The following is a 21,833-nucleotide window of genomic DNA, read 5'->3' on the forward strand; positions in this document are numbered from 1 at the left end:
TTGCCATGAGCCTGCCAACCGAGCCCGCCGCACCGGTTCCGCGTGATCACACGGCCACGCGGGTTGGTCTGAAAATTGCGCTGAGTTATGCGGCTTTTGCGATGTTGTGGATCGTGTTTTCAGACCAGGCTGTGGCGTGGCTGATCAAAGACCCGGACCAGCTGGTACTCGCCAGCACAGCGAAAGGCGCTCTGTTTGTGCTGATCACCGCGCTGGGGCTGTTTACCTTGAGCCACCGCTGGCTGAGCAAAGCCACCCATGACTTGTTGCAAGAGCAAAACACCATTGCGCACTTTGCCAAACGCGGCCAAGCCATGCTGGCTTTGCCGGCCGCTGCTGAAACCATGAATGAGCGCGCCTTCTTGCAGCACGGTCTGGCGCTGGCTGAAGGCCTCACCAGCAGCCAGATTTCATTCATCCATTTCGTCAATGACGATCAGGAAACCATTGAGCTGGTGACCTGGTCGAGCGGTACGCTGGCGCATTACTGCACCGCGGCGTTTGACAGCCACTACGCCATCAGCCAGGCCGGCATTTGGGCCAATGCCCTGCGCCAACGCGCGCCTGTGGTGTTCAATGATTACGCCAGTGCCACTGGCAAACACGGCCTGCCCGAAGGCCACGCCCATTTGAACCGTCTGATCAGCGTGCCCGTATTGCAAGGCGGGCTGGTGCGCATGATGGCCGGTGTAGGCAACAAGGCCAGTGACTACACAGAAGCCGATGTAGAAACCCTGCGCCTGATGGCTGAGGCCATATGGCGCATCGTGCAGCAGCGCCGCGCCGATGCGGCCTTGCAAAGCAGCCAGGCCCACTACAAAAGCCTGTTTGACAGCAACCCGCTGCCGATGTGGGTGTTTGACCTGGAAACGCTCAGGTTCCTGTCCGTCAATGACGCCGCGGTGACCCACTATGGCTACAGCCGCGCTGAGTTTATGACCATGACGCTGCGAGACATACGCCCGGCCGAAGACGTGCCACGGCTGCTTGACGACATTCGCCTTAACCGCACAGGCCGCGGAAACGGTGTGTTGTGGCGACATCAGCTCAAGGATGGCAGCATCCGATTGGTTGAGATCGCCTCGCACCCCCTGACTTTTGAGGGCCGGGCTGCCAAACTGGTGCTGGCCTACGACGTGACTGAGCGTGAGGCTACCCAGGAGCAGCTGAGCAAGCTGTCGCAGGCCGTGGCGCAGAGCCCGGAGAGCGTGGTCATTACCAACACCCGCGCAGAAATCGAGTACGTCAACGACGCCTTTGTGCTCGCCACGGGCTACCAGCCGCACGAGGTGCTGGGACTAAACCCGAAGCTGCTTCAATCAGGCAACACGCCCAAACGCACCTATGACGACCTGTGGCAAGCCATTGCCAATGGCCAGATGTGGCGCGGTGAGTTTTACAACAAGCGCAAGGACGGCAGCGAATACGTTGAGTTCGCCATCATTACCCCGCTGCGGCAAAAAGATGGTCGTATCACCCATTACGTGGCTGTGAAGGAAGACATCACCGAGAAAGAGCACATGGGCATTGAGCTTGACGGCCACCGTCACCACCTGGAAGAACTGGTGACGCAACGCACGTTGGAGCTCAGCCAGGCCCGCGAAGAAGCCGACGCCGCCAGCCAGTCCAAAAGCGTTTTTTTGGCCAACATGAGCCATGAAATCCGCACCCCCATGAATGCCATCATGGGCTTGAGCCACCTGCTGCGCCACGACACCACCAGCAAAGCCCAAATGGACAAGCTCAACAAGATCGACAGCGCGTGTCGACACCTGCTGTCCATCATCAACGACGTGCTGGACATCTCCAAAATCGAGGCCGGCAAGATGGCTCTGGAAACCCGGCAGTTTCAGATTGCCGAGGTGATGGGTAACGTGCACACCTTGATGGAGCCCGACGCACTGGCCAAAGGGCTGGCGCTGGAATTGCATGGGGAAGCACTTTCGCTATGGGTACAAGCCGATGCCACCCGGCTACGCCAGGCTTTGCTGAACCTGGTTAGCAACGCCGTCAAGTTCACCGAGACTGGCAGCGTGACCATGACCGTGACCCAAGTGGCCGCCGGAGACACCCACGCCATGCTGCGCTTTGAAGTGGCAGACAGCGGCATTGGCATGGATGCCGACACGGTGAGCCGGCTGTTTCAGAATTTCGAGCAGGGGGACGCGTCGACCACCCGCAAATATGGCGGCACCGGGTTGGGACTGGCCATCACCCGAAGCTTGGCGCAGCTGATGGGTGGTGCGGCCGGCGTGACCAGCACACCGGGTGTGGGCAGCACTTTTTGGTTTACCACAAGGGTCATCATCAGCCACAGCCTGATGGGCCTGCCGCTGCAAGCGGTGGCTACCGAATCAGCGCAACAGCTCTTGGCGCAGCACAAGGGCCAGCATGTGGTGGTGGCCGATGACAACCCGCTCAACCTGGAAGTTGCCCAGGAGATGCTCAGCCGCGTGGGCCTGCAAGTGACCACCGCCAACGACGGGCAACAGGTGCTGGACCTGCTGGCAGCGCCACCGTCACACATTGACCTGATCCTGATGGACCTGCAAATGCCCCGGCTTGACGGCTTGCAAGCCACCCGCGCGCTGCGCGCTTTGCCGCGTGGCAAGGCGCTGCCCATCATTGCCCTGTCTGCCAGCGCCTTTGCACCAGACCGCCAAGCTGCCCGCGAGGCCGGCATGAACGATTTTGTGGCGAAACCCATCGTGCCCGAAACGCTTTATGCCACCTTGCTGGACTGGTTGCCCAAAATGGCCACTGAATCAGCCGCCACCCCACAAGCCACTGTCGCCCCATGCCCAACCCACATGCCCGATGCCAAGCTGGTGCACACCGTGATGAATCAGCTTGACCACCTGCTGGGCCAAAGTGACACGGCGGCTTTGGCCTTGTTTCAACAACACACCGATACACTGGTGGCAGTCCTTGGCGATGACTTCAGCCTGCTGACCACGCAGCTGCAGCAATTTGCCTTCGACAAGGCCCAGGCAACCCTTCATCAACACAAAAAGACTACCGATTAACGGTATCCTCAGCATCATCCGTCGTTAGGAATCACACTGTGCACGTTACCAAATACAAGATCTGGGTCCAGCTTCTGACAACCATCGCGGCAGCGCTGCTAGTGGTTTGGACTGGCGTCATCATCTGGCAAGGCCATGTCACGCGCCAGGCTGCGCTGGATCAGGCCACTGATTTTTCAGCCAGCATGCACGATGCCACCATGGCCGGGCTCACCGGCATGATGGTCACAGGCACCGTGGGCCAGCGCGACGTGTTTCTGGACCAGATCAAGCAGCTCGGCTCGATTCGCGACGTGCGGGTCTTGCGCGCTGAGGCGGTCACCAAGTTGTTTGGCAAGGGAACCGAGAAAGACGACAACCATCCCGATGCGCTTGAGCAGCAAGTGCTGCAAAGCGGCAAACAGGTTGTGCAGGTTGAATCCGATGCCAAGGGCGAGTATTTGCGCGCGGTGCGCCCCGCTCTGGCCCTGAAAAACTCGCTGGGCAAAGACTGCACCAGCTGCCATCTGGCCACAGAAGGCACCGTGCTGGGCGTGGTCAGCATGAAGGTGTCGCTCGACAAGGTGAACGCCAGTTTGGCGGACCAGCGCTGGAAGTCCATTATGGCGGCGCTCATCACTTGCATTCCGGTGCTGATGCTGATCTATCCGTTCATTCGCAGGGTGGTGACGCGCCCGCTGGAGCGCAGTGTGGCCATGGCGCGCGGCATTGCCTCAGGCGACCTGACCCAGCACATTGAAGTCGATTCACACAACGAAATGGGTGAGTTGCAGCAAGCGCTGCAAGACATGAACGCCGGCCTGGTAAAAATTGTGCGCCAGGTGCGCGTGGGCACCAACACCATATTTAGTGCCTCCAGTGACATTGCCAGTGGCAACCTGGACTTATCCAACCGCACCGAACTGCAAGCCAGCTCGCTGGAAAATACCGCCAACTCCATGGCCGAAGTGACCTCGGCGGTGAACCAGAATGCGGAGCATGCGCGCCGCGCCAACCAGATGGCTAAAAGCGCATCAGACGTGGCCGTGCGTGGCGGCAGCGTGGTGGCAGGGGTGATTGACACCATGGCCTCGATCAACGCCTCAAGCAACCGCATTGTGGACATCATTGCGGTGATTGACGGTATTGCCTTCCAGACCAACATTCTGGCGCTGAACGCCGCGGTGGAAGCAGCTCGCGCCGGCGAACAAGGCCGTGGTTTTGCGGTGGTGGCGGCAGAAGTTCGCAGCCTGGCCAAACGCAGCGCCGATGCCGCGCAGGAAATCAAGGCCTTGATTGGCGACTCAGTGAGCAAGGTCGAAGCCGGCAGCAGCCTGGTGCAGCAAGCCGGCAGCACCATGAATGACATTGTTGACAGCATCCGCCATGTGACCGACATCATGGGCGAGATCACCACGGCAAGCGCAGACCAGACGGCAGGCATTGAACGCGTGGGCAACGCCATCGACGAGATGAATCAGGTGACCCAGCAAAATGCTGCGCTGGTGGAGCAAGCCGCCGCTGCAGCGCAGTCGCTGCAAGACCAGGCACAACACCTGGAGCAAGTTGTCAGCGCATTTAAAATAAATGAATCAAATAGCCATCTAGCCCTTAATCACCGGGCGTAAGCAGCTATTGATTTAAGAGCGTTTTTTCAGCAGCCGTGGCAGCACCATGATGAGCACAATGACGACCAAAATCGTCAGTGACATCGGGCGCTGCAAGAAAATCATCGGGCTGCCCTCACCAATGGAAATCGCGTTGCGCATTTGGGCCTCGGCCAGTGGGCCCAAAATCATGCCCACCAGCACCGGTGCCGTCGGGAAGTTAAAGCGCCGCATCACCAGCCCCAGCAGGCCAATGCCGTAGAGCAAAAACAAATCGAACGCGCTCTGGCGCATGCCGTAAGCACCCACCGTGGCAAAAATCAAAATGCCGGCATACAGCTGCGGCTTGGGCACCTTGAGCAACTTCACCCACAGGCCGATCATGGGCAAATTCAGCACCAGCAGCATCACGTTGCCAATGTAGAGCGAGGCTATCAGCGCCCACACCAGTCCCGCCGAGGTGGTAAAAAGTTGTGGGCCGGGCTGAATGCCGTAGTTTTGAAAGGCCCCTAGCATGATCGCCGTGGTATTTGAGGTGGGAATGCCCAAGGTGAGCAGCGGAATCAGCGCTGCCGTCACCGTGGCATTGTTGGCCGCTTCGGGCCCGGCCACCCCTTCAATCGCACCTTTGGTCCCAAACTCGGCCTGGTGCTCGCCTTTGGCCAGTTTTTTCTCCATGGCATAGCTCAGAAAGGTCGGTATTTCGGTGCCACCGGCGGGAATACAACCAAATGGCGCACCAATCGCCGTGCCGCGCAACCAGGCAGGAATTGAACGCTTCCAGTCGCTCATGGTCATGGTCACTCGGCTCATGCGGTTCTCGGATTCCACCGTTTTGCCCTCAAACAGCACCGCGTGCATGGCCTCGGCCACGGCAAACAGACCCACCGCCACCAGCACGATCTCAATGCCGTCCAAAAACTCTGGCACGCCACCGGTGTAACGCACTTGTCCGGTGATCTGGTCCATGCCCACCAACCCGGCGGCCAGGCCAACAAACAAAGCCGTCAAACCGCGCACCGTGCTTTGGCCCAGTACGGCGCTTACCGTGGTGAAGGCCAGCAGCATCAGCATGAAGTACTCGGGCGGGCCCAGCTTGACGGCAAATTCAGCCACCACCGGAGCAAACAGGGTGACGATCACCGTGGCAATCGTGCCAGCCACAAACGAACCGATGGCCGAGGTGGCCAGCGCCGCGCCAGCACGCCCGCTTTTGGCCATCTTGTTGCCTTCCATGGCGGTGACCATGGTGGCGGTCTCGCCCGGCGTATTGAGCAAAATCGAGGTGGTGGAGCCGCCATACATGGCGCCGTAATAAATGCCGGCAAAAAAGATCATCGAGGCGGTGGCCTCCACCTGCGTGGTAATGGGCAGCAACATGGCCACCGCCGTGGCCGGACCAATACCGGGCAACACACCCACAGCCGTGCCAAGCGCACAGCCTACAAAAGCCCACAGCAGATTCACTGGCGTGCCAGCAGTGGCAAAGCCCTGTAGCAACAGGTTCCAGGTTTCCATCACATCCATTACAACCACCCACTTTCGGTCAAACCGGGCAGGTTGATGCCCAAAAACTTGGTGAACATCCAGTACACCGGCGCCGCAATCATGAGCGCCACCACAATATCAATCAGCCAGCTTTTGGCACCCGTCTGTGCGCTGGACTGGGCATTGCGCAGCCCGCGTGCCGCACACACAAAACACAGCGCGCAGCTGAAAATGAAACCTATCTGGGTGATCAACGCGGCGTTAAGCAACATGCCAGACGACATCCAGGCAAAACCCGCCCAGTACGGGTGTTCGCCACCATGCTCCTCCATGTTGAGAAACCCACCCCGGCGTGCCTTGCGAATCAGCATGACGCCACACAAGCCCAACGCGGCAGACACCACCCAGGGTAAAAAATTGGGGCCAACACCGGCGTAGCCAGCGTTGGACGAAATAAACGCGGCACCCAGCGCAAGCCCGAGTGCAATCAGCAGCACCCCGACACCGACCAGGGCCTGTAAATACGGTGAATGGCTTGCCAGGTCGCGCTTACGCATGGGTGCTTCTCCAGAGGGGTTTTAGATCATGCCGGACTTGACCATGGTCGCACGCAGCGCGGCAAAGTCGTTGTCAACAAACTTCTCAAACGCATCCCCGCTGAGCACGGCGGGTGTCCAGTTGTTTTTCTCCAGGGCTTCGGCCCAGGCTTTGGACTGCGTGGCTTTGATCACCATGTCAGTCAAGGCCTTGCGCTGCGCCGGGGTGATGCCGGGCGCGCCATAAACACCGCGCCAGTTGCCAATTTCGACATCAATGCCCTGCTCTTTCAGCGTGGGCACGTCAATGCCTTTGAGTCGGGCGGCAGATGTGACGCCAATCGGCTTCATCTTGCCAGTCTTAATGTACTCGGAGAACTCGCTGTAGCCGCTGCCGCCAATCGTCACATTGCCACCCAAAATGGCCGCCGTGGCCTCACCACCGCCACGGAAAGCCACGTAGTTGATCTTGGCCGGGTCAACACCCACCACGCGGGCAATCATGGCCGCAGCAATGTGCTCGGTGGAGCCGCGTGAACCGCCACCCCACTTGACGCTGCCAGGGTCTTTTTTGAGCTGGGCCACCACGTCGGCCATGGTTTTGAACGGCGAGTTGGCGGGCAGCACAAACACGTTGTACTCGCTGGTCAGGCGGGCAATCGGGGTAGCCGCTGTGATAGACACCGGAGGTTTGCCGGTGATGATGCCGCCCAGCATCACAGCGCCCATCACCATCAGGGCGTTCGGGTCGCCCTTGCTGGCATTAACAAACTGTGCCAGGCCCAAAGCACCGGCAGCACCGCCCTTGTTCTCATAGGTCACGGTGTCTGCCACCTTGGCGTCCATCAACGCCTTGCCAAGAGCCCGGCCGGTGCCGTCCCAGCCGCCACCCGGGTTCGCCGGAATCATCATTTTGACGTTGGTGGCAGCAAACGCCGACAGCGGCAAGCCGCCAGCGACAGCCATTGCGGCCATGGATTTCAGAAAAGTATCACGACGCATCGAAGTCTCCTGTGTGGGTTGATAACACGGCCATGATGCGCGGCCAGGCTGTCAATCGGCTGTCCGCACACCCTAGGGGAAATACCAATCTGGCAAGCGCTTGGCCCAATCTGTTACAACCGTCGTCATTCAAAATTTATGACTGTTTCCATGTCCCAAACTTCCCAAAGCCCCGCCACCCCTGCCCCGCGCATCCACTGGACCGAATCTGACCTGGCCTGCGACGCCCTGTGGCGCAGTGAACGAGGCGGCTCGCCGCCAAAACAGGTGGTGCTGGCCGACGACACCCTGACCGCCGACAGCGCCTACCGCCTGGCCTGCGCCGGCACTGGCCTGCTATGGCGCGGCGACTTTCAAAACGCCCGCCAACTGGTGCAAGCCATCGCACGCCGCATTGACCAGGTGCCAAAACGCAAACGCAGCAAAGCGGCCTTGCCCGTTCCCATCACCGAGGCCTTCAACCTGCACCGCCAGGCCCAGGCACAACGCGCCCGCACGCTGGGCATGGTGCTCATCCAGCTCGATGCCAACTTTAAGATTGCCCTGCGCCGCGCACCCGATGTGAGCCAGGCCTGCACCGAAGCCTGGGGCGAGGCCGACGCCTCACTAGGCCCGTCGGTGGTGTCGCTGCGCGAACTGCTGGGCGTCACCAGCGCCCATGAATGGCGCCGCGTGGGTGTCGAGATTGCCGCCCTTGGGGACGCGCCCAACAACCGCATCCACCCGCACTACGGTGTGTTTTCGCCAGTGCGCGGCGAATACATTGGCTTGGTGGCTAGCGCCCACCTACCCAAGCCACCCAAGGGACAGACCGACATCACGGCGTTTGACATTGGCACCGGCACCGGTGTGCTGGCCGCTGTGCTGGTGCAGCGGGGCGTGCGCCATGTCATGGCCACCGAATGTGAGCCCCGCGCCTTGGTTTGCGCCCAAGACAACGTGACGCGTCTGGGGCTGCAGCGCCAAATTTCGGTGCTGCAGGCGGATTTGTTCCCGCCAGGACTGGCCTCGTTGATTGTCTGCAACCCACCCTGGCTGCCGGCACGGCCAAGCTCTCCGCTGGAGCGCGCCGTGTACGACGAGGGTGGCCGCATGCTCAAAGGCTTTTTGGCCGGACTGGCCGAGCACCTCGCCCCCGGCGGTGAAGGCTGGCTGATCTTGTCCAACCTGGCGGAACTGCTGGGCATGCGCACGCGCGAAGAGCTGCTGGCAGCTTTTGAGCAACACGGCCTGCGCGTGGTCAGCCGCATTGATGCCAAGCCACTGCACCCCAAAGCCGAGGACACCACCGACGCCCTGCACCAGGCGCGTGCCAAAGAGATCACCTCGCTGTGGCGGCTGGCGGTGCATAAGCCAGCGACAGCACCTGCCCCGGGCCAGGTCCATGAAGCTGCTGCTGATTGAAGACGACAGCGCGCTGCACACGGCGCTCAGCCGCTCCCTGACCCGGCTCGGCTGGCAGGTTGAGGTGTGTGAGGATGGCCGCGCTGCCCTGCCCAAGTGGCGCGCCGGCCACTTTGATGTGGTGCTGCTGGATTTGACCCTGCCCGGGCGCGATGGCTTGGCCGTGCTGCAACAGGCGCGCGATGAAGGCTTGGCCACTCCGGTGCTGATCCTGACCGCGCGCGGCACAGTAGGCGACCGGGTGCAAGGCCTGAATGCCGGGGCGGACGACTACCTGCCCAAGCCGTTCGATTTGGATGAGCTTGAAGCACGCGTACGCGCCCTGCACCGCCGCCACCCTGAAAAATATGAAAATTCAAGCTCTAAACCATATGAATCAAGCGTCATAAGCTATGACAATGAGAGCAAAGCAATTTACCACGCCGGCCAGGTATTGGACCTGAGCAGCCGCGAACTCGCCATGTTGCGCCCTCTGCTGGCCCGCGCTGGCCAGGCCGTCACCAAAGAAAAGCTGTTTGAACTGGTGTTTCCAGGCCAGGCCGAAGTGCAGTTTGAAGCCATTGAGGTGGTGGCCTACCGGCTGCGCAAAAAGCTCCAGGGCACGGGTGCCACCCTGACCACGCTACGCGGCCTGGGCTATTTGCTCAAGCTTGAACCCCCCAAGCCGACTCAGACCCGTCCCGGCCATGAGGCTTGACCTGCGCCACCTGTCACTGCGCAGCTACCTGATGCTGGGCATTTTGCTGCCCGTGGCGCTGTTCATTTTGGTCGACAGCATGGTGCTGTACCGCCAGGCCTTGACCGCTGTCAACACCGCCTACGACCGCACCCTGCTGGCTTCAGCCAAGACGATTGGCGAACACATCCAGGCCGATGGTGAGGCAGATAGCGCCCAGCTGCGTGCCTTGGTGCCCTACGCCGCGTTGGAAGTGTTTGAGGCCGACAACCGCAGCCGCATGATTTACCGCATCTCGGACACCCGGGGCACGCTGATTGACGGGTTCGCCGACCTGGCGCTTTGGCGCGGCCAACTGCCCGCCTTGGGGCCATACGCCGCGTTGGTCGACTTTTATGACGACACCTACCGAGGCGATGCAGTACGTGTGGCAGTGCTGCTGCAGCCAGTAGCCATGCAACGCGCCCGCACCATGGCCGTGGTTCAGGTGGCTGAAACTCTGGAGCTGCGCCGCACCCTGGCTCGGCAAATTTTGCTCGACACCCTGTGGCGACAACTGGCGCTGGTGGCGGTGATTGCCCTGGTGGTGTTTGTGGTGGTGCAGCGCGCCACCCGACCGGTGCGTCACTTGAGCCTGCAACTGCAGCAGCGCCGCCTGGATGACCTGACACCACTGGTGGTAGACGACGCGCCACGCGAGCTGCGACCGCTGCTCGACGCCACCAACACCACCATGCAGCGCCTGCACCATCTGTTGGACAACCAGAAACGCTTTGTGCGCGACACCGCCCACCAGTTGCGCACCCCGCTGGCCGTGCTCAAGGTGCAGGTGCAATCGGCCCTGCGTGGTGACGTGGATGCCAACCAGGGCCTGCTTGAAATCAGCCACACGGTCGAGCGCGCCACGCAGTTGGCCAACCAAATGCTGGCACTGGCCAAGGTAGCGCAACTGGCGCAGGAGAAGGCCACCGAGCCGGTCGACTGGGCAGGCATTCTGCGAGAAGTAGCGCTGGACCTGGCACCTTTGACGGCCGACAAGGCGCTTGACTTTGAGATTGACACCCAACCGGCCCCGATTCAAACGCACGCCTGGATGCTGCGCGAACTGTCGCGTAACTTGCTGCACAACGCCATTCGCTACAGCCCTGAGCATGGCAAGCTGCAGGTGCGCCTGCTGTGCGATGCCAGCCACGCGGCATTGGTCATCAGCGACGAGGGGCCAGGCATCAGCGATGAACTGCGCAAGCGCTTGTTCCAGCCCTTTTCAGCGGGCCAAATGCACAGCGGCAGTGGCTTGGGGCTGGCCATTTGCCATGAAATTGCCCACACCCTGGGCGGGCAAATCGAGCTGCTCAACCGCAGCACACATGGCCAGATCTGTGGGCTTGACAGCACCGTGCGCCTGCCCTTGGCGGTGCCCCCTGCAATCTCGCCAACAAGCCGATAAACTTGCTCGACCAAAACATTACCAAAGAGTTTTCATCATGGCTTTATTAACCCAATCGATGCGTTGTGTTGGCAAGATGGCGGCATTGGCCGCGCTGCTTGCCAGCGCACTTGTCCAAGCCGCGCCTGCGGTCGCTGCCAGCACCGCCTGTCCGGCGGTTTTAAAACACAGCTTCAACCGCCTGCAAGACGAAGCACCCCAAAACCTGTGCCAATACGCAGGTAAGGTGATTTTGGTGGTCAACACCGCCAGTTTTTGCGGGTTCACCGAGCAGTACGAAGGGCTGGAAGCGCTGTATGCCAAGTACAAGGACAAAGGCCTGGTGGTGCTGGGTTTCCCGTCCAACGACTTTGGCAAGCAAGAACCCGGTTCCGACAAGGAAATTGCCGACTTTTGCTACAACACCTACGCCGTGAAGTTCCCGATGTTTTCCAAAACCGTGGTGTCTGGCCCGAATCGCACCACGTTTTATGCACAACTTGCCAAAGAAACCGGCACCACACCCAAGTGGAATTTTTACAAATACCTGATTGATCGCAACGGCAAAGTGGTCGACAGCTACAACAGCATGACCAAGCCGCAAAGCAAGACTTTGGTAGCGGACATCGAAAAGCTGCTTTGACGCAGTGTCAAAGCCGCAAAACCGCACCTACCACCCGACCTGACGACCCAACCGATGGAAAAATTGCGCATTGACAAATGGCTGTGGGCCGCGCGCTTTTACAAGACGCGCACGCTGGCCAGTGAAGAGATCGACAAAGGCCGCGTGCAGGTCAATGGCGTGGCCGTCAAGCCCGCTCGCGAACTCAAGGCTGGTGACAGCGTCCAGTTGCGCAGCGGGCCGGTGACACGGACTGTGACGGTGCTCGGCATCAGTGACAAACGTGGCCCGGCACCCGTAGCAGCCAAGCTGTATCAGGAAACCGAAGACTCGGTCGCCCAGCGCCTGCAAGCCGCTGAACAGCGCCAACTGGCCCCAGAACCCGCCTTGACCCTACTGCAGGGCCGCCCCACCAAACGTGACCGTCGCGATACCGAACAAGCCCGTGAAAACCTGCGCGATGGGGAATGGAACGACCGCTGGAGCGTGTCGTTTGACAAATAGGCCCCTGGGTTGAATGGCCAGCTAGCGGGGCGGACGCCCCACACCTTGTGTGCCATTGGCACGCGCCGAAAGGTAGGCATACAAATCGACCACATGGGCGTTCACCCGTGGTTCACCTTGCCAGGCAGGCATCACCAGCCGCCCCTCCCTGCCCTGCACAACCTCTTCAACCAGCGCTGACTGTGCCGCAGCATCGCCACCCGGTTGCGTCACGGACAACTGCCAGTCGTACCGCACGAGCACCAGGTTGACGAACCGCTGGGCGGTCATGTCACGCACCCGTGGCAACAAATCGGGCGCACCCGCCGAACCAGTGGCCGCCGCGCCATGACAGCCCGCGCACCGGTCCTGAAAGACCCGCCAGCCAGCATACACAGAACCGGGCGGCTCAGCGCGCTGCGCCAGTTCCCTGGCGGCCTGCGTGTTCTCCACCTCAACAGCGCAGCCGGCCAGCAGCACAAGGGATGCAAGCGCACCAGCGCACAGCACGCCAACCGCCGCCGACAACCTGCGTGGCATCGGTAATCTCAATGAAAAATTTGAAAACATTGTCATCTTCATCACCTGTTGCTTTCCAAAAGTAGAAGAACAGCGCCTGGACAAAAAAGAATGGTCACTTGTTTTGGTGAACAGCCCTTCGTTTGGCGGCTGATGGTGATTCTGGCCAAGCTTTGACACCTGTGTGTTGTCAAAGCGCAAGGTCTGTGGTGTTGAGCTGCAACCAACCTGCCCCCTGTGCGGCTGTCGGTGGTGCGACATTCATTCAAGAAAAATGAAAAAACCCCAAGTGAATCAATCACTTGGGGTTTTTATTTGGCGGAATCGGAGAGATTCGAACTCTCGATGAGGCTCTACACCCCATACTCCCTTAGCAGGGGAGCACCTTCGGCCACTCGGTCACGATTCCTGAATTTCAGAGCCGCGATTATGTCACGACTTGGGGTACTTTTTCAGGCGGAAGCCTGATCAAGACCAAATGCTTTGTGCAAGGCCTTGACGGCAAGCTCCATGTATTTCTCGTCAATCACCACCGAGGTCTTGATTTCGCTGGTGGAAATCATCTGGATGTTGATGCCTTCTTCACTCAGCACGCGGAACATGGTGCTGGCCACGCCAACGTGGCTGCGCATGCCGATGCCGACGATGGACACCTTGCAAATCTTGGTGTCGCCCACCACTTCTTGTGCGCCCAGCTTGGGCACCACCACGTTCTTCAGCAAATCCATGGTCTTGGCGTAGTCGCCATGATTCACGGTGAAGCTGAAGTCGGTTTTGCCGTCTTTGCTGATGTTCTGGATGATCATGTCGACTTCGACATTGGCATCGGCCACGGCACCCAGAATCTGGTACGCAATGCCGGGCTTGTCGGGCACGCCCAACACTGAAATTTTGGTCTCGTCGCGGGTGAACGCGATGCCTGAAACGATGGCTTGCTCCATGTGTTCGTCTTCCTCAAAAGTGATCAGGGTGCCAGATTTGGCTTCTTCATTGATGTCGATGTCCCACGGCGTGAAACTTGACAGTACACGCAGTTTGACCTTGTATTTGCCAGCAAATTCCACCGAGCGGATTTGCAGCACCTTGGAGCCCATGGAGGCCATCTCCAGCATTTCTTCAAAGCTCACCGTGTGCAGACGCCGCGCATCAGGCACCACGCGTGGGTCGGTGGTGTAGACGCCGTCCACATCGGTGAAGATCAGGCATTCGTCAGCCTTCATGGCCGCAGCCACAGCCACAGCGGAGGTGTCCGAACCACCACGGCCCAGCGTGGTGATGTTGCCAACATCGTCCAGGCCCTGAAAACCGGTCACGATGACCACGCGGCCGGCTTCCAGGTCAGCGCGCACTTTTTGGTCGTCAATCGACTCGATGCGGGCCTTGGTGTAAGCGCTGTTGGTGCGAATGGGCACTTGCCAGCCGGCATAGCTGACCGATTCGACCCCCTGCGCTTGCAGGGCAATTGCCAGCAAGGCGCTTGAGGCCTGCTCGCCGGTTGCGGCCAGCATGTCCAGCTCGCGGTAATAGGCGTCAGAAAAGGAAGACGGCGCCAGCTCTTTGGCCAGGCCCAGCAGGCGGTTGGTTTCGCCACTCATGGCGCTGGGCACCACCACCATCTGGTGGCCGGCGCGGGCCCACTTGGCCACGCGTTTGGCTACATTGCTGATGCGCTCAGTAGAGCCCATCGAGGTGCCGCCGTATTTATGAACAATCAATGACATGAAGGGGTTTGAGGTGGGTTAGAAAAGCTTCGGATTGTACCAATCGAGGCCTTTCCCACGCCTGACACACAGGCCCTGCCCGACCTTCAGTTGCAGTTGGTGGCCTCGCGTGCGACAGGCGGCAAGCTGCGCCATCAGTTCATCCAGCTGAGCGGTTGTGGGGGTGGCGTGGTGCACGCTCAGCAACCAATGGCGCAACACATTCGCCAGCCGCGGCGGGCTCAAATTTTGCAGCGCCTTGATGTCGGGCGGCACGCCCATGCGCAGCAAGTCTTCGGCGGCCACCTCAACCAGCAAGGCTTGCGCCTGCGCCGCATGGCGGCTGCTGCGGGCAAAGGTGTCGCGAAACTGCGGAAAACACGCCTGGAGCGCCGGCAACACGCGGGCCCGGATGCGGTTGCGGGTGAAGCGCTCATCGACATTGCTGGGGTCTTCAATGAAGCTTGCACCTTGCGCCTGCAGCCAAGCGCGAATGTCGGCACTGCTGACTTGCAGCAACGGGCGGCAATAGCTCAGGCCGCCGCGCTGCCAGAGCGCTGCCATGGCGCTGAGGCCGGGCAAGCCGGCACCGCGGCTCAGGGCCAGCAGCAGGGTTTCTACCTGGTCGTCTGCGTGCTGTGCAATTGCTATTGTTTGAATAGCTACTTGCGCATTATTTATAAGGGTTACAGCCTCAAAAGCCATATAACGTGCATGCCGTGCAGCGGCTTCAGGGCTTTGCCCCGGGGCATGGCGGGCATCCACTTTTTGCACCACCAGCGGCACACCCAGCGCGGCGCAAAAGTGTTGGCAGTGCCGCTCAAATTCGTCCCCGGCCGCTTGCAGCCCATGGTGCACATGAACCGCAATGACCTGCCCCGGCCACTTGCGCGCGCAGGCCAACAGCAGCGCCGTGGAATCAGCCCCACCGCTGTAGGCCACGGCCAACGGCAAGGCGGGCTCGAAGGCAGCAATGGCTTGCTCAAAGGAGCGTGTCATAAGCGACGCAGTGGATGGGTCATTCCCGTTCGGAAACGACAGACAGTCTATTTGCCAGTGGTTTTGGTGTCGGTGAAGCGGCCATAACTTTGCAACCGGTCATAACGCCGGCTCAGCAGGTCTTCGATTTTCAAGTCGCTGACCTGGCGGAAGGCATCGGTCAAGGCTCGCTTGAGAAAAGCCGCCATTTGTTTCGGGTCACGGTGTGCGCCGCCAACCGGCTCGTTGACGATCTTGTCGATGACACCCAGCGCCTTCAGGCGGTGCGCCGTGATGCCCAGGGCGTCTGCGGCTTCCTGCGCCTTGTCAGCAGTTTTCCACAAAATAGAGGCGCAGCCTTCAGGGCTGATCACCGAGTAGACGGCGTATTGCAGCATCAGCAACTGGTCACCCACAGAAATTGCCAACGCACCACCGGAGCCTCCTTCGCCAATGATGGTGACGATGATGGGCACCTCAAGCTGCGCCATCTCGAAGATGTTGCGGCCAATGGCTTCGGCCTGACCGCGTTCTTCGGCATCAATACCAGGGTAAGCGCCGGGCGTGTCGACAAACGTGAACACCGGTAGCTTGAATTTTTCGGCAGTCTTCATCAGCCTTAGGGCTTTGCGGTAGCCCTCGGGCTTGCTCATGCCAAAGTTTCGCAGGCCACGCTCTTTGGTGTCGCGGCCCTTTTGCTGGCCAATCACCATGCAGGGCGTGCCGTTGAAGCGGGCCAGACCGCCGACGATGCTCAAGTCATCTGAAAAATGGCGGTCGCCATGCAGCTCGACAAAATGCGTGAACAACTCGTTCACATAATCCATGGTGTAGGGGCGCTCGGCATGGCGGGCAATCTTGGTGATCTGCCAGGGCGTCAAATCACTGTAGATGTCTTTGGTGAGCTGCTGGCTTTTTTTGGCCAGCTGGCTGATTTCAGCCGAGATATCGACCGCTGATTCGGTCTGCACGTAGCGCAGCTCTTCAATCTTGTTTTCCAGCTCGGCAATCGGGGTCTCGAAATCGAGGAAAGTTTTTTTAGCCAAAACGGGCTCCTGTTAAACGATTGGGAATCAAACGCTTGTGCACGTTTTTATTTCCCAACAATGACGGACATTTGTTAGCTTCAAATAAACGGTTTAGTATTCCACCGGCACCGGGTCCAACGAGCGCCAAATATACCAAGTTGCCACCGTGCGATACGGCGCCCAGGCCAGCGCCACTTCACGCGCGTCGCTGCGGCTGACCACGTCGCCCGAAAAATAGCTCTTGCTGATGCCGTTGATCAGGCCCACATCATCGAGCGGTAAAACGTTCGGGCGCATCAGGTGAAAGATCAAAAACATCTCGGCGGTCCAGCGGCCAATGCCACGAATGGCCACCAGCTCGTCAATGATGGCCTCGTCGTCCATGGCGCCCCAGGCGTCTTCATGAACCGCGCCATTGTCGAAATGCAGCGCCAGATCGACCAGGTATTCGACCTTGCGCACACTCAAGCCAGCTGCGCGCATGTCGTCAATCTTGAGCTTGAGCACCTGCGACGGGCAAATTTGCTCTGGCAACTTGGCAAAGCGGTCCCACACCGTTTGTGCCGCCTTGACCGAGATTTGCTGGCCCACCACACTGCGCGCCAGCGTGGCAAACGCATCGCCCCGGCTTTGCAGGCAAGCTTGGCCAAACTGCGGAATCAGCCGCTTCATGACGCGGTCTTTCTTCATCAGATGCTTGCAGGCCTCGGACCAATAGAGCGGTGCCGTGGCATCAAATACTATTGTTTTTGTAGCTGCTTGCGCTTTAATAGCAGGGGCTACAGGCATAAAACACCCCTAACTTCATAAAAAGACCGGCATCGCGCGATCAACATCATTTGGTGGCTTCCCAAGTGGTGCCCGTGGCCGAGTCTTTCAGCACGATGCCCTGGGCCAGCAAGTCTTGGCGAATGCGATCGGCCTCGGCGAAGTTCTTCGCGGCCTTGGCGGCAGCACGCTCAGTAATGCGCTGGGAAATGGTGTCTTCGCTCACAGTCGCGCCAGACTGCAGGTAGGCCTTGGGGTCGTCCTGCAACAGCCCCAGGCAGCCACCCAGCGCCTTGAGCAAGCCGGACAAGGCAGCAGAGCGGGTGCGATTGACTTCACCGGCCAACTCAAACAGCACGGCCACCGCCTCGGGCGAGCCAAAATCTTCGTCCATGGCCGCCTTGAAGCGTGCGGCAAAGGGGTCAGCCCAGTCCATCGCCACGACTTCAGGCGGCACCAGATCAAGGGCTGTGTAGAGGCGCTTGAGCGACTGGCGGGCATCTTCCAAATGCACGTCGCTGTAATTCAGGGCGCTGCGATAGTGCGCGCGCACAATGAAAAAACGCAGGGTCTGGGCATCAAAGCGGGCCAGAATTTCACGAATGGTGAAAAAATTGCCCAGGCTTTTGGACATCTTTTCGTTGTCGCGTGTGACAAAGCCGTTGTGCATCCAAATCTGAGCCAAGGGTTTGCCGCTGGCGCCTTCACTCTGGGCAATTTCGTTTTCGTGATGCGGAAACTGCAGGTCGGCCCCGCCGCCATGAATGTCCACCGTCTGGCCCAGCAACTCGCCACACATGGCTGAGCATTCAATGTGCCAGCCCGGGCGGCCCAAGCCATAGGCACTGTCCCATTTGGCGTCATCAGGCTCGGTCGGTTTGGCCGACTTCCAGAGCACAAAGTCCAGCGGGTTTTCTTTGCCGTCGGCCACAGCCACACGCTCACCGGCGCGTAGCTCGTCCAACGATTTGCCGCTGAGCTTGCCGTAGCCTGGGAATTTGCGCACGGCAAAATTCACATCGCCCGCGCCATCCTGGTAGGCCAGACCTTTTTGCTCAAGCTGACCAATCAGCTTGAGCATGGACGGCACGTAATCGGTGGCGCGTGGCTCCAGTGTGGGGCGCAAGATGCCAAGGGCATCGGCGTCCTGATGCAGCGCATCCACCATGCGGTCGGTCAGAGCGCGAATGGATTCGCCATTCTCCAGCGCGCGTTTGATGATCTTGTCGTCAATGTCAGTCACATTACGCACATGGGTCACGCGCAGGCCGCTGACCTCAAGCCAGCGTCGGACCAGGTCAAACGCCATCATGGAGCGCGCGTGGCCCAGGTGACACAGGTCGTACACCGTCATGCCGCAGACATACATGCGCACATGGCCGGGCTCAAGCGGCGAAAAGGGCTGCAAATCACGCAGCAGCGTGTTGTAGATGCGCAAACTCATGTATCGATCAAAATCCGGTGGTGGGGTGGGAAGGTAGCGCCTTCAGCAGGCCGTAAAGGAGGGGCAAAAAACACTGCCTCGGCTACAATGCACAGCAGTATAAAGCCCTGCCCCAGTCTCGTATCCCGCAGGTCAACCTCCCCAAATTCACCTTCTCTGCCCATCATGCACGCTCGTTCAGTTCTTTTCAAAGCCCTACGCCTGCTGACTTTGGTGGGGGCCTGCACCGCGCTTTCCAGCCACGCCGACGATTACACCGACATCAGCCAACTGCTGCGCGCCAACAAGTTCCCTGAGGCCATGACCCGGGTCGACAGCCAGCTGGCAGCAAAACCAGCCGACCCGCAGCTGCGGTTTCTCAAGGGCGTGATCCAGCGCAATCTTGGCAAGCAAGACGATGCCATTGCCACATTCACCAAGCTCACCGAAGACTACCCGGAACTCCCCGAGCCCTACAACAACCTGGCCGTGCTGTATGCAGGCCAAGGCCAGTACGACAAGGCACGGGTCGCGCTTGAAATGGCGATCCGCACCAACCCGAGCTACGCCACCGCCCATGAAAACATTGGCGACGTGTATGCCCGGCTGGCCAGCCAGGCCTACAACAAGGCCTTGCAACTTGACAACAACAATGCCGCCGTGCCGCCCAAGCTGGCCTTGATTCGCGAGCTTTTCAAGCCCAATTTGCCCACGGCGCGGGCGGCCTCTGCCACACCCGTCGTTGTCGCTGCGGCCACGCCAGCGCCTGCCGCCAAGCCGGCACCCATCCCAGCGCCAGCAGTTGCTCCGCCAAGCAAACCCGTGGCGACGGTCGTGCCCGTCAAACCGGCAGCACCGGTGGTAGCACCAACAACCCCTGCCGCCAAACCAGTACCGGTGCCCGCTGAGGCCGACGCAGCCAAGGACGCTGAAGCCGCCGTGATGGCCTGGGCAAAAGCTTGGGCCGCCAAAGACATGAACGCTTACCTGGGGGCTTACAGCCCTGAGTTCAAGCCAAGTGGCAAACAGTCCCGCAGCGCATGGGAAAAAGACCGCCGTGATCGCATCATGGGCAAATCGCGCATCAGCCTGACCCTTGACAACATGAGCGCCAAGGTGAATGGCGACGAAGCCGTGGTCAAGTTCCATCAGGCATACAAGGCCGATGCGCTGTCGGTGGCCAGCCGCAAGACCCTGACCCTCAAGAAACGTGGCAACCGTTGGCTCATCACCCAGGAATCCACTGGCAATTGATGCCCGGCGCACCTTTGTCTACTCAACTCATGGCGGCGCTTGCCGCCAGTTTTTTTGACGTCTTTGCATGACGCATGTCACCAAGATATCCCTGCTTATCATGCGCGGTGCCCTGTTTCTGGCACTGGCGAGCAGCCACGTCCAGGCTCAACCCTGGAAGCCACACGCCAAGTCCGCCAAGACATCAACCGCTGCCGCCCAAACCCCTAAAGGCGGCTTGGCAGAGGCGCGGCTAATCAACATCTACCGTCAAATTGGCAAGGGCGACACGCAAGGCGCCTTGCGCCAGGCCGAGCAATTGGTCAAAGACTTTCCTAGCTTTGCGCTGGCGCAACTGGTCTACGGTGACTTGTTGTCAGCCCGAACGCGCCCGGTCAAGAATTTTGGTGATGTGTCACCAGAGCAACTCAAAACAGCAGACGGCGCCTTGAATGAACTCAAGAGCGAGTCCTTGCTGCGGCTCAAGGCGCTGCGCGAGCGCCCGCCGCTGGGCAGCGTGCCAGCTGAATTTTTGCAACTGTCCCCGAGCAACAAACACGCCATTGCCATTGACGCATCGCGGGCACGGCTGTACCTCTTTGAAAACCGCGCCACGGGACCTACTCTGGTGGCTGATTACTACATCTCGGTGGGCAAACTGGGGCTGGAGAAAAAGACCGAAGGCGATCAACGCACACCGCTGGGCGTGTACTTCATCACCAGCCAGCTGGACCCCAAAAGCCTGAAAGACTTTTATGGCTCTGGCGCGTTGCCCATCAATTACCCCAACGTTCTGGACCTCAAGCGCGGCAAGACCGGCCGCGGTATCTGGCTGCATGGCACGCCGCCAGGGCAGTTTTCACGGGCTCCTTTGGCCAGTGACGGCTGTGTGGTGCTGGCCAACCCCGACCTGACTCACTTGGCTCAAACGGTGGAGATTCGCTCGACCCCGGTGCTCATCGCTCACAACCTGAAGTGGGTGCCAGCCCAAACCCAGCAGCCGCGCAGCCTGGAATTCAAGGGGCATTTGGACGCCTGGCTGAAGGCCAAGTCCAGCGGCAACATGGCGCAGCTCACAGCGTTTTACGCCCCAGACTTCAACAACAGCGGCAAAACACTGACTGACTGGTTACCCACTTTGCGCCGTGAAGTCAGCGCCACACGAGGCCGTGCGCTGGAGCTCAAAGATCTGTCCCTGCTACATTGGGTGGATGCCAACGAGACCATGGTGGTCACGTTTGGCGAAGTGGCCACCGGCCAGCGTACGGGTTTGACCAAACGCCAATACTGGGCCCGAGAGGGCAAGCAGTGGCGTATTTTTTACGAAGGAATTGTGGGATGAATTTTAAGACTTTTGGCACTCTAGCCCGCGCCTCTATTGCGGTAGCAGCTCTTTTTTCAATAGCAACCTTGGCGACCGCCGAAAACCTGCAACGGGTTAAATTTGCCACCAGCGCCGGCGATTTCGAGGTAGAGCTCTACCCTGAAAAAGCCCCCAAGACGGTTGAAAACTTTGTGCAATACGTCAAGGACAAACACTACGACGGCACCATTTTTCACCGTGTGATCAGCAACTTCATGGTGCAAGGCGGCGGCTTTGATGCCAGCTACGTGCAAAAGCCCACCCGCGCCCCGGTGGTTCATGAAGGCCGCCAGGCGGTCGAGAAGGGCTTGCGAAATACCACGGGCACCTTGGCCATGGCGCGCACCAATGACCCACAGTCGGCCTCATCGCAATTTTTCATCAACGTCAAAGACAATGCCTTCCTTGATCCGAACGCGCAGTCGTATGGCTACACCGTCTTTGGTAAAGTCGTCTCTGGCATGGAGGTGATCAACAAGATCAAAGCCACGCCCACTGGCCCCGGCGGCCCCTTTGGCTCTGATGTGCCAAAAACACCCATTCTTATCAACTCTGCAACCCTGGTGAAATAA

At 59.7% G+C, this 21,833-nt stretch carries 19 protein-coding genes and 1 tRNA gene; 10 read left to right on the forward strand and 10 right to left on the reverse strand.

The annotated features are described in order from the left end of the window. Window positions 1–5 precede the first annotated feature (5 nt). Window positions 6–3,026, forward strand: a complete 3,021-nt coding sequence (locus tag PHQ58_RS01035; RefSeq protein WP_300105871.1) for a PAS domain S-box protein — start codon at window positions 6–8, stop codon at window positions 3,024–3,026. Window positions 3,027–3,064: 38 nt separating this feature from the next. Beyond that, window positions 3,065–4,633 carry a methyl-accepting chemotaxis protein gene (locus PHQ58_RS01040; RefSeq protein ID WP_300105873.1) on the forward strand — a complete coding sequence of 523 codons (1,569 nt, stop codon included), beginning with the start codon at window positions 3,065–3,067 and terminating at the stop codon, window positions 4,631–4,633. 12 nt (window positions 4,634–4,645) lie between these two features. On the opposite strand, the gene PHQ58_RS01045 is transcribed toward PHQ58_RS01040, so the two are convergent. Genes PHQ58_RS01045 through PHQ58_RS01055 form a run of 3 tightly spaced genes read right to left on the reverse strand, consistent with a single transcriptional unit; the run spans window position 4,646 to window position 7,638 of the window. Then, a complete protein-coding gene (locus PHQ58_RS01045; RefSeq protein WP_300106068.1) occupies window positions 4,646–6,130 on the reverse strand; it encodes a tripartite tricarboxylate transporter permease in 1,485 nt (494 codons plus the stop codon). Between the two features lie 8 nt (window positions 6,131–6,138). Then, the gene (locus tag PHQ58_RS01050) at window positions 6,139–6,657 is read right to left on the reverse strand and encodes a tripartite tricarboxylate transporter TctB family protein (protein ID WP_300105874.1); all 519 of its coding nucleotides are present in this window, start codon (window positions 6,655–6,657) and stop codon (window positions 6,139–6,141) included. Window positions 6,658–6,678: 21 nt separating this feature from the next. Then, window positions 6,679–7,638, reverse strand: coding sequence for a tripartite tricarboxylate transporter substrate binding protein (locus tag PHQ58_RS01055; protein ID WP_300105876.1), 960 nt, complete (start codon window positions 7,636–7,638; stop codon window positions 6,679–6,681). Between the two features lie 150 nt (window positions 7,639–7,788). On the opposite strand from PHQ58_RS01055, the gene PHQ58_RS01060 reads away from it, so the two are divergent. The 5 genes from PHQ58_RS01060 (at window position 7,789) to PHQ58_RS01080 (ending at window position 12,270) form a co-directional block, all read left to right on the forward strand. Further along, a complete protein-coding gene (locus tag PHQ58_RS01060; RefSeq protein ID WP_300105878.1) occupies window positions 7,789–9,042 on the forward strand; it encodes a class I SAM-dependent methyltransferase in 1,254 nt (417 codons plus the stop codon). Next, entirely contained in the window at window positions 9,023–9,739 is a 717-nt protein-coding gene (locus PHQ58_RS01065; protein WP_300105879.1) for a response regulator transcription factor, read from the forward strand. The genes PHQ58_RS01060 and PHQ58_RS01065 overlap by 20 nt, the downstream gene beginning before the upstream one ends. Continuing rightward, window positions 9,729–11,165, forward strand: a complete 1,437-nt coding sequence (locus tag PHQ58_RS01070; protein WP_300105881.1) for a sensor histidine kinase N-terminal domain-containing protein — start codon at window positions 9,729–9,731, stop codon at window positions 11,163–11,165. The genes PHQ58_RS01065 and PHQ58_RS01070 overlap by 11 nt, the downstream gene beginning before the upstream one ends. Window positions 11,166–11,241: 76 nt before the next feature. Continuing rightward, window positions 11,242–11,787 carry a glutathione peroxidase gene (locus PHQ58_RS01075; protein ID WP_300106070.1) on the forward strand — a complete coding sequence of 182 codons (546 nt, stop codon included), beginning with the start codon at window positions 11,242–11,244 and terminating at the stop codon, window positions 11,785–11,787. 54 nt (window positions 11,788–11,841) lie between these two features. After that, on the forward strand, window positions 11,842–12,270 hold the full coding sequence (locus tag PHQ58_RS01080; RefSeq protein ID WP_300105883.1) for an RNA-binding S4 domain-containing protein: 429 nt from the start codon (window positions 11,842–11,844) through the stop codon (window positions 12,268–12,270). 21 nt (window positions 12,271–12,291) lie between these two features. Here PHQ58_RS01080 and PHQ58_RS01085 read toward each other — a convergent pair whose 3' ends face one another. The 7 genes from PHQ58_RS01085 to cysS form a co-directional block, all read right to left on the reverse strand. Next, the gene (locus tag PHQ58_RS01085; RefSeq protein WP_300105884.1) at window positions 12,292–12,789 is read right to left on the reverse strand and encodes a c-type cytochrome; all 498 of its coding nucleotides are present in this window, start codon (window positions 12,787–12,789) and stop codon (window positions 12,292–12,294) included. Window positions 12,790–13,084: 295 nt separating this feature from the next. Next, a tRNA-Ser gene (locus PHQ58_RS01090) sits at window positions 13,085–13,177 on the reverse strand. 43 nt (window positions 13,178–13,220) lie between these two features. Continuing rightward, the gene (locus PHQ58_RS01095; protein WP_300105886.1) at window positions 13,221–14,489 is read right to left on the reverse strand and encodes an aspartate kinase; all 1,269 of its coding nucleotides are present in this window, start codon (window positions 14,487–14,489) and stop codon (window positions 13,221–13,223) included. An 18-nt stretch (window positions 14,490–14,507) separates the two neighbouring features. Beyond that, entirely contained in the window at window positions 14,508–15,467 is a 960-nt protein-coding gene (gene tilS / locus PHQ58_RS01100; RefSeq protein ID WP_300105888.1) for a tRNA lysidine(34) synthetase TilS, read from the reverse strand. A gap of 47 nt (window positions 15,468–15,514) precedes the next feature. Then, on the reverse strand, window positions 15,515–16,492 hold the full coding sequence (locus tag PHQ58_RS01105; protein WP_300105890.1) for an acetyl-CoA carboxylase carboxyltransferase subunit alpha: 978 nt from the start codon (window positions 16,490–16,492) through the stop codon (window positions 15,515–15,517). Window positions 16,493–16,585: 93 nt separating this feature from the next. Next, window positions 16,586–17,263 carry a DNA-3-methyladenine glycosylase 2 family protein gene (locus PHQ58_RS01110; RefSeq protein WP_300105891.1) on the reverse strand — a complete coding sequence of 226 codons (678 nt, stop codon included), beginning with the start codon at window positions 17,261–17,263 and terminating at the stop codon, window positions 16,586–16,588. Between the two features lie 46 nt (window positions 17,264–17,309). Continuing rightward, window positions 17,310–18,686, reverse strand: coding sequence for a cysteine--tRNA ligase (cysS, locus tag PHQ58_RS01115; protein WP_300105893.1), 1,377 nt, complete (start codon window positions 18,684–18,686; stop codon window positions 17,310–17,312). 165 nt (window positions 18,687–18,851) lie between these two features. Between cysS and PHQ58_RS01120 the strand changes: the two genes are divergently transcribed. From PHQ58_RS01120 to PHQ58_RS01130, 3 genes are all read left to right on the forward strand, one after another. Further along, the gene (locus PHQ58_RS01120; protein ID WP_300105894.1) at window positions 18,852–19,919 is read left to right on the forward strand and encodes a tetratricopeptide repeat protein; all 1,068 of its coding nucleotides are present in this window, start codon (window positions 18,852–18,854) and stop codon (window positions 19,917–19,919) included. Between the two features lie 67 nt (window positions 19,920–19,986). After that, the gene (locus PHQ58_RS01125) at window positions 19,987–21,240 is read left to right on the forward strand and encodes a L,D-transpeptidase family protein (RefSeq protein ID WP_300105896.1); all 1,254 of its coding nucleotides are present in this window, start codon (window positions 19,987–19,989) and stop codon (window positions 21,238–21,240) included. Then, a complete protein-coding gene (locus PHQ58_RS01130; RefSeq protein ID WP_300105898.1) occupies window positions 21,237–21,833 on the forward strand; it encodes a peptidylprolyl isomerase in 597 nt (198 codons plus the stop codon). Before PHQ58_RS01125 ends, PHQ58_RS01130 begins: the two co-directional genes overlap by 4 nt.

It is taken from the genome of Rhodoferax sp. (genome assembly GCF_028688795.1).
Lineage (GTDB): Bacteria > Pseudomonadota > Gammaproteobacteria > Burkholderiales > Burkholderiaceae_C > Rhodoferax.

Excerpts from the sequence above, each read along its gene's own strand:
- PHQ58_RS01035 (WP_300105871.1), top strand. The coding sequence starts at position 6 with ATGAGCCTGCCAACCGAGCCCGCCGCACCGGTTCCGCGTGATCACACG.
- PHQ58_RS01045 (WP_300106068.1), bottom strand. The coding sequence starts at position 6,130 with ATGGAAACCTGGAACCTGTTGCTACAGGGCTTTGCCACTGCTGGCACG.
- PHQ58_RS01050 (WP_300105874.1), bottom strand. The coding sequence starts at position 6,657 with ATGCGTAAGCGCGACCTGGCAAGCCATTCACCGTATTTACAGGCCCTG.
- PHQ58_RS01055 (WP_300105876.1), bottom strand. The coding sequence starts at position 7,638 with ATGCGTCGTGATACTTTTCTGAAATCCATGGCCGCAATGGCTGTCGCT.
- PHQ58_RS01060 (WP_300105878.1), top strand. The coding sequence starts at position 7,789 with ATGTCCCAAACTTCCCAAAGCCCCGCCACCCCTGCCCCGCGCATCCAC.
- PHQ58_RS01065 (WP_300105879.1), top strand. The coding sequence starts at position 9,023 with ATGAAGCTGCTGCTGATTGAAGACGACAGCGCGCTGCACACGGCGCTC.
- PHQ58_RS01070 (WP_300105881.1), top strand. The coding sequence starts at position 9,729 with ATGAGGCTTGACCTGCGCCACCTGTCACTGCGCAGCTACCTGATGCTG.
- PHQ58_RS01075 (WP_300106070.1), top strand. The coding sequence starts at position 11,242 with ATGGCGGCATTGGCCGCGCTGCTTGCCAGCGCACTTGTCCAAGCCGCG.
- PHQ58_RS01080 (WP_300105883.1), top strand. The coding sequence starts at position 11,842 with ATGGAAAAATTGCGCATTGACAAATGGCTGTGGGCCGCGCGCTTTTAC.
- PHQ58_RS01085 (WP_300105884.1), bottom strand. The coding sequence starts at position 12,789 with ATGCCACGCAGGTTGTCGGCGGCGGTTGGCGTGCTGTGCGCTGGTGCG.
- PHQ58_RS01095 (WP_300105886.1), bottom strand. The coding sequence starts at position 14,489 with ATGTCATTGATTGTTCATAAATACGGCGGCACCTCGATGGGCTCTACT.
- tilS (WP_300105888.1), bottom strand. The coding sequence starts at position 15,467 with ATGACACGCTCCTTTGAGCAAGCCATTGCTGCCTTCGAGCCCGCCTTG.
- PHQ58_RS01110 (WP_300105891.1), bottom strand. The coding sequence starts at position 17,263 with ATGCCTGTAGCCCCTGCTATTAAAGCGCAAGCAGCTACAAAAACAATA.
- cysS (WP_300105893.1), bottom strand. The coding sequence starts at position 18,686 with ATGAGTTTGCGCATCTACAACACGCTGCTGCGTGATTTGCAGCCCTTT.
- PHQ58_RS01120 (WP_300105894.1), top strand. The coding sequence starts at position 18,852 with ATGCACGCTCGTTCAGTTCTTTTCAAAGCCCTACGCCTGCTGACTTTG.
- PHQ58_RS01125 (WP_300105896.1), top strand. The coding sequence starts at position 19,987 with ATGACGCATGTCACCAAGATATCCCTGCTTATCATGCGCGGTGCCCTG.
- PHQ58_RS01130 (WP_300105898.1), top strand. The coding sequence starts at position 21,237 with ATGAATTTTAAGACTTTTGGCACTCTAGCCCGCGCCTCTATTGCGGTA.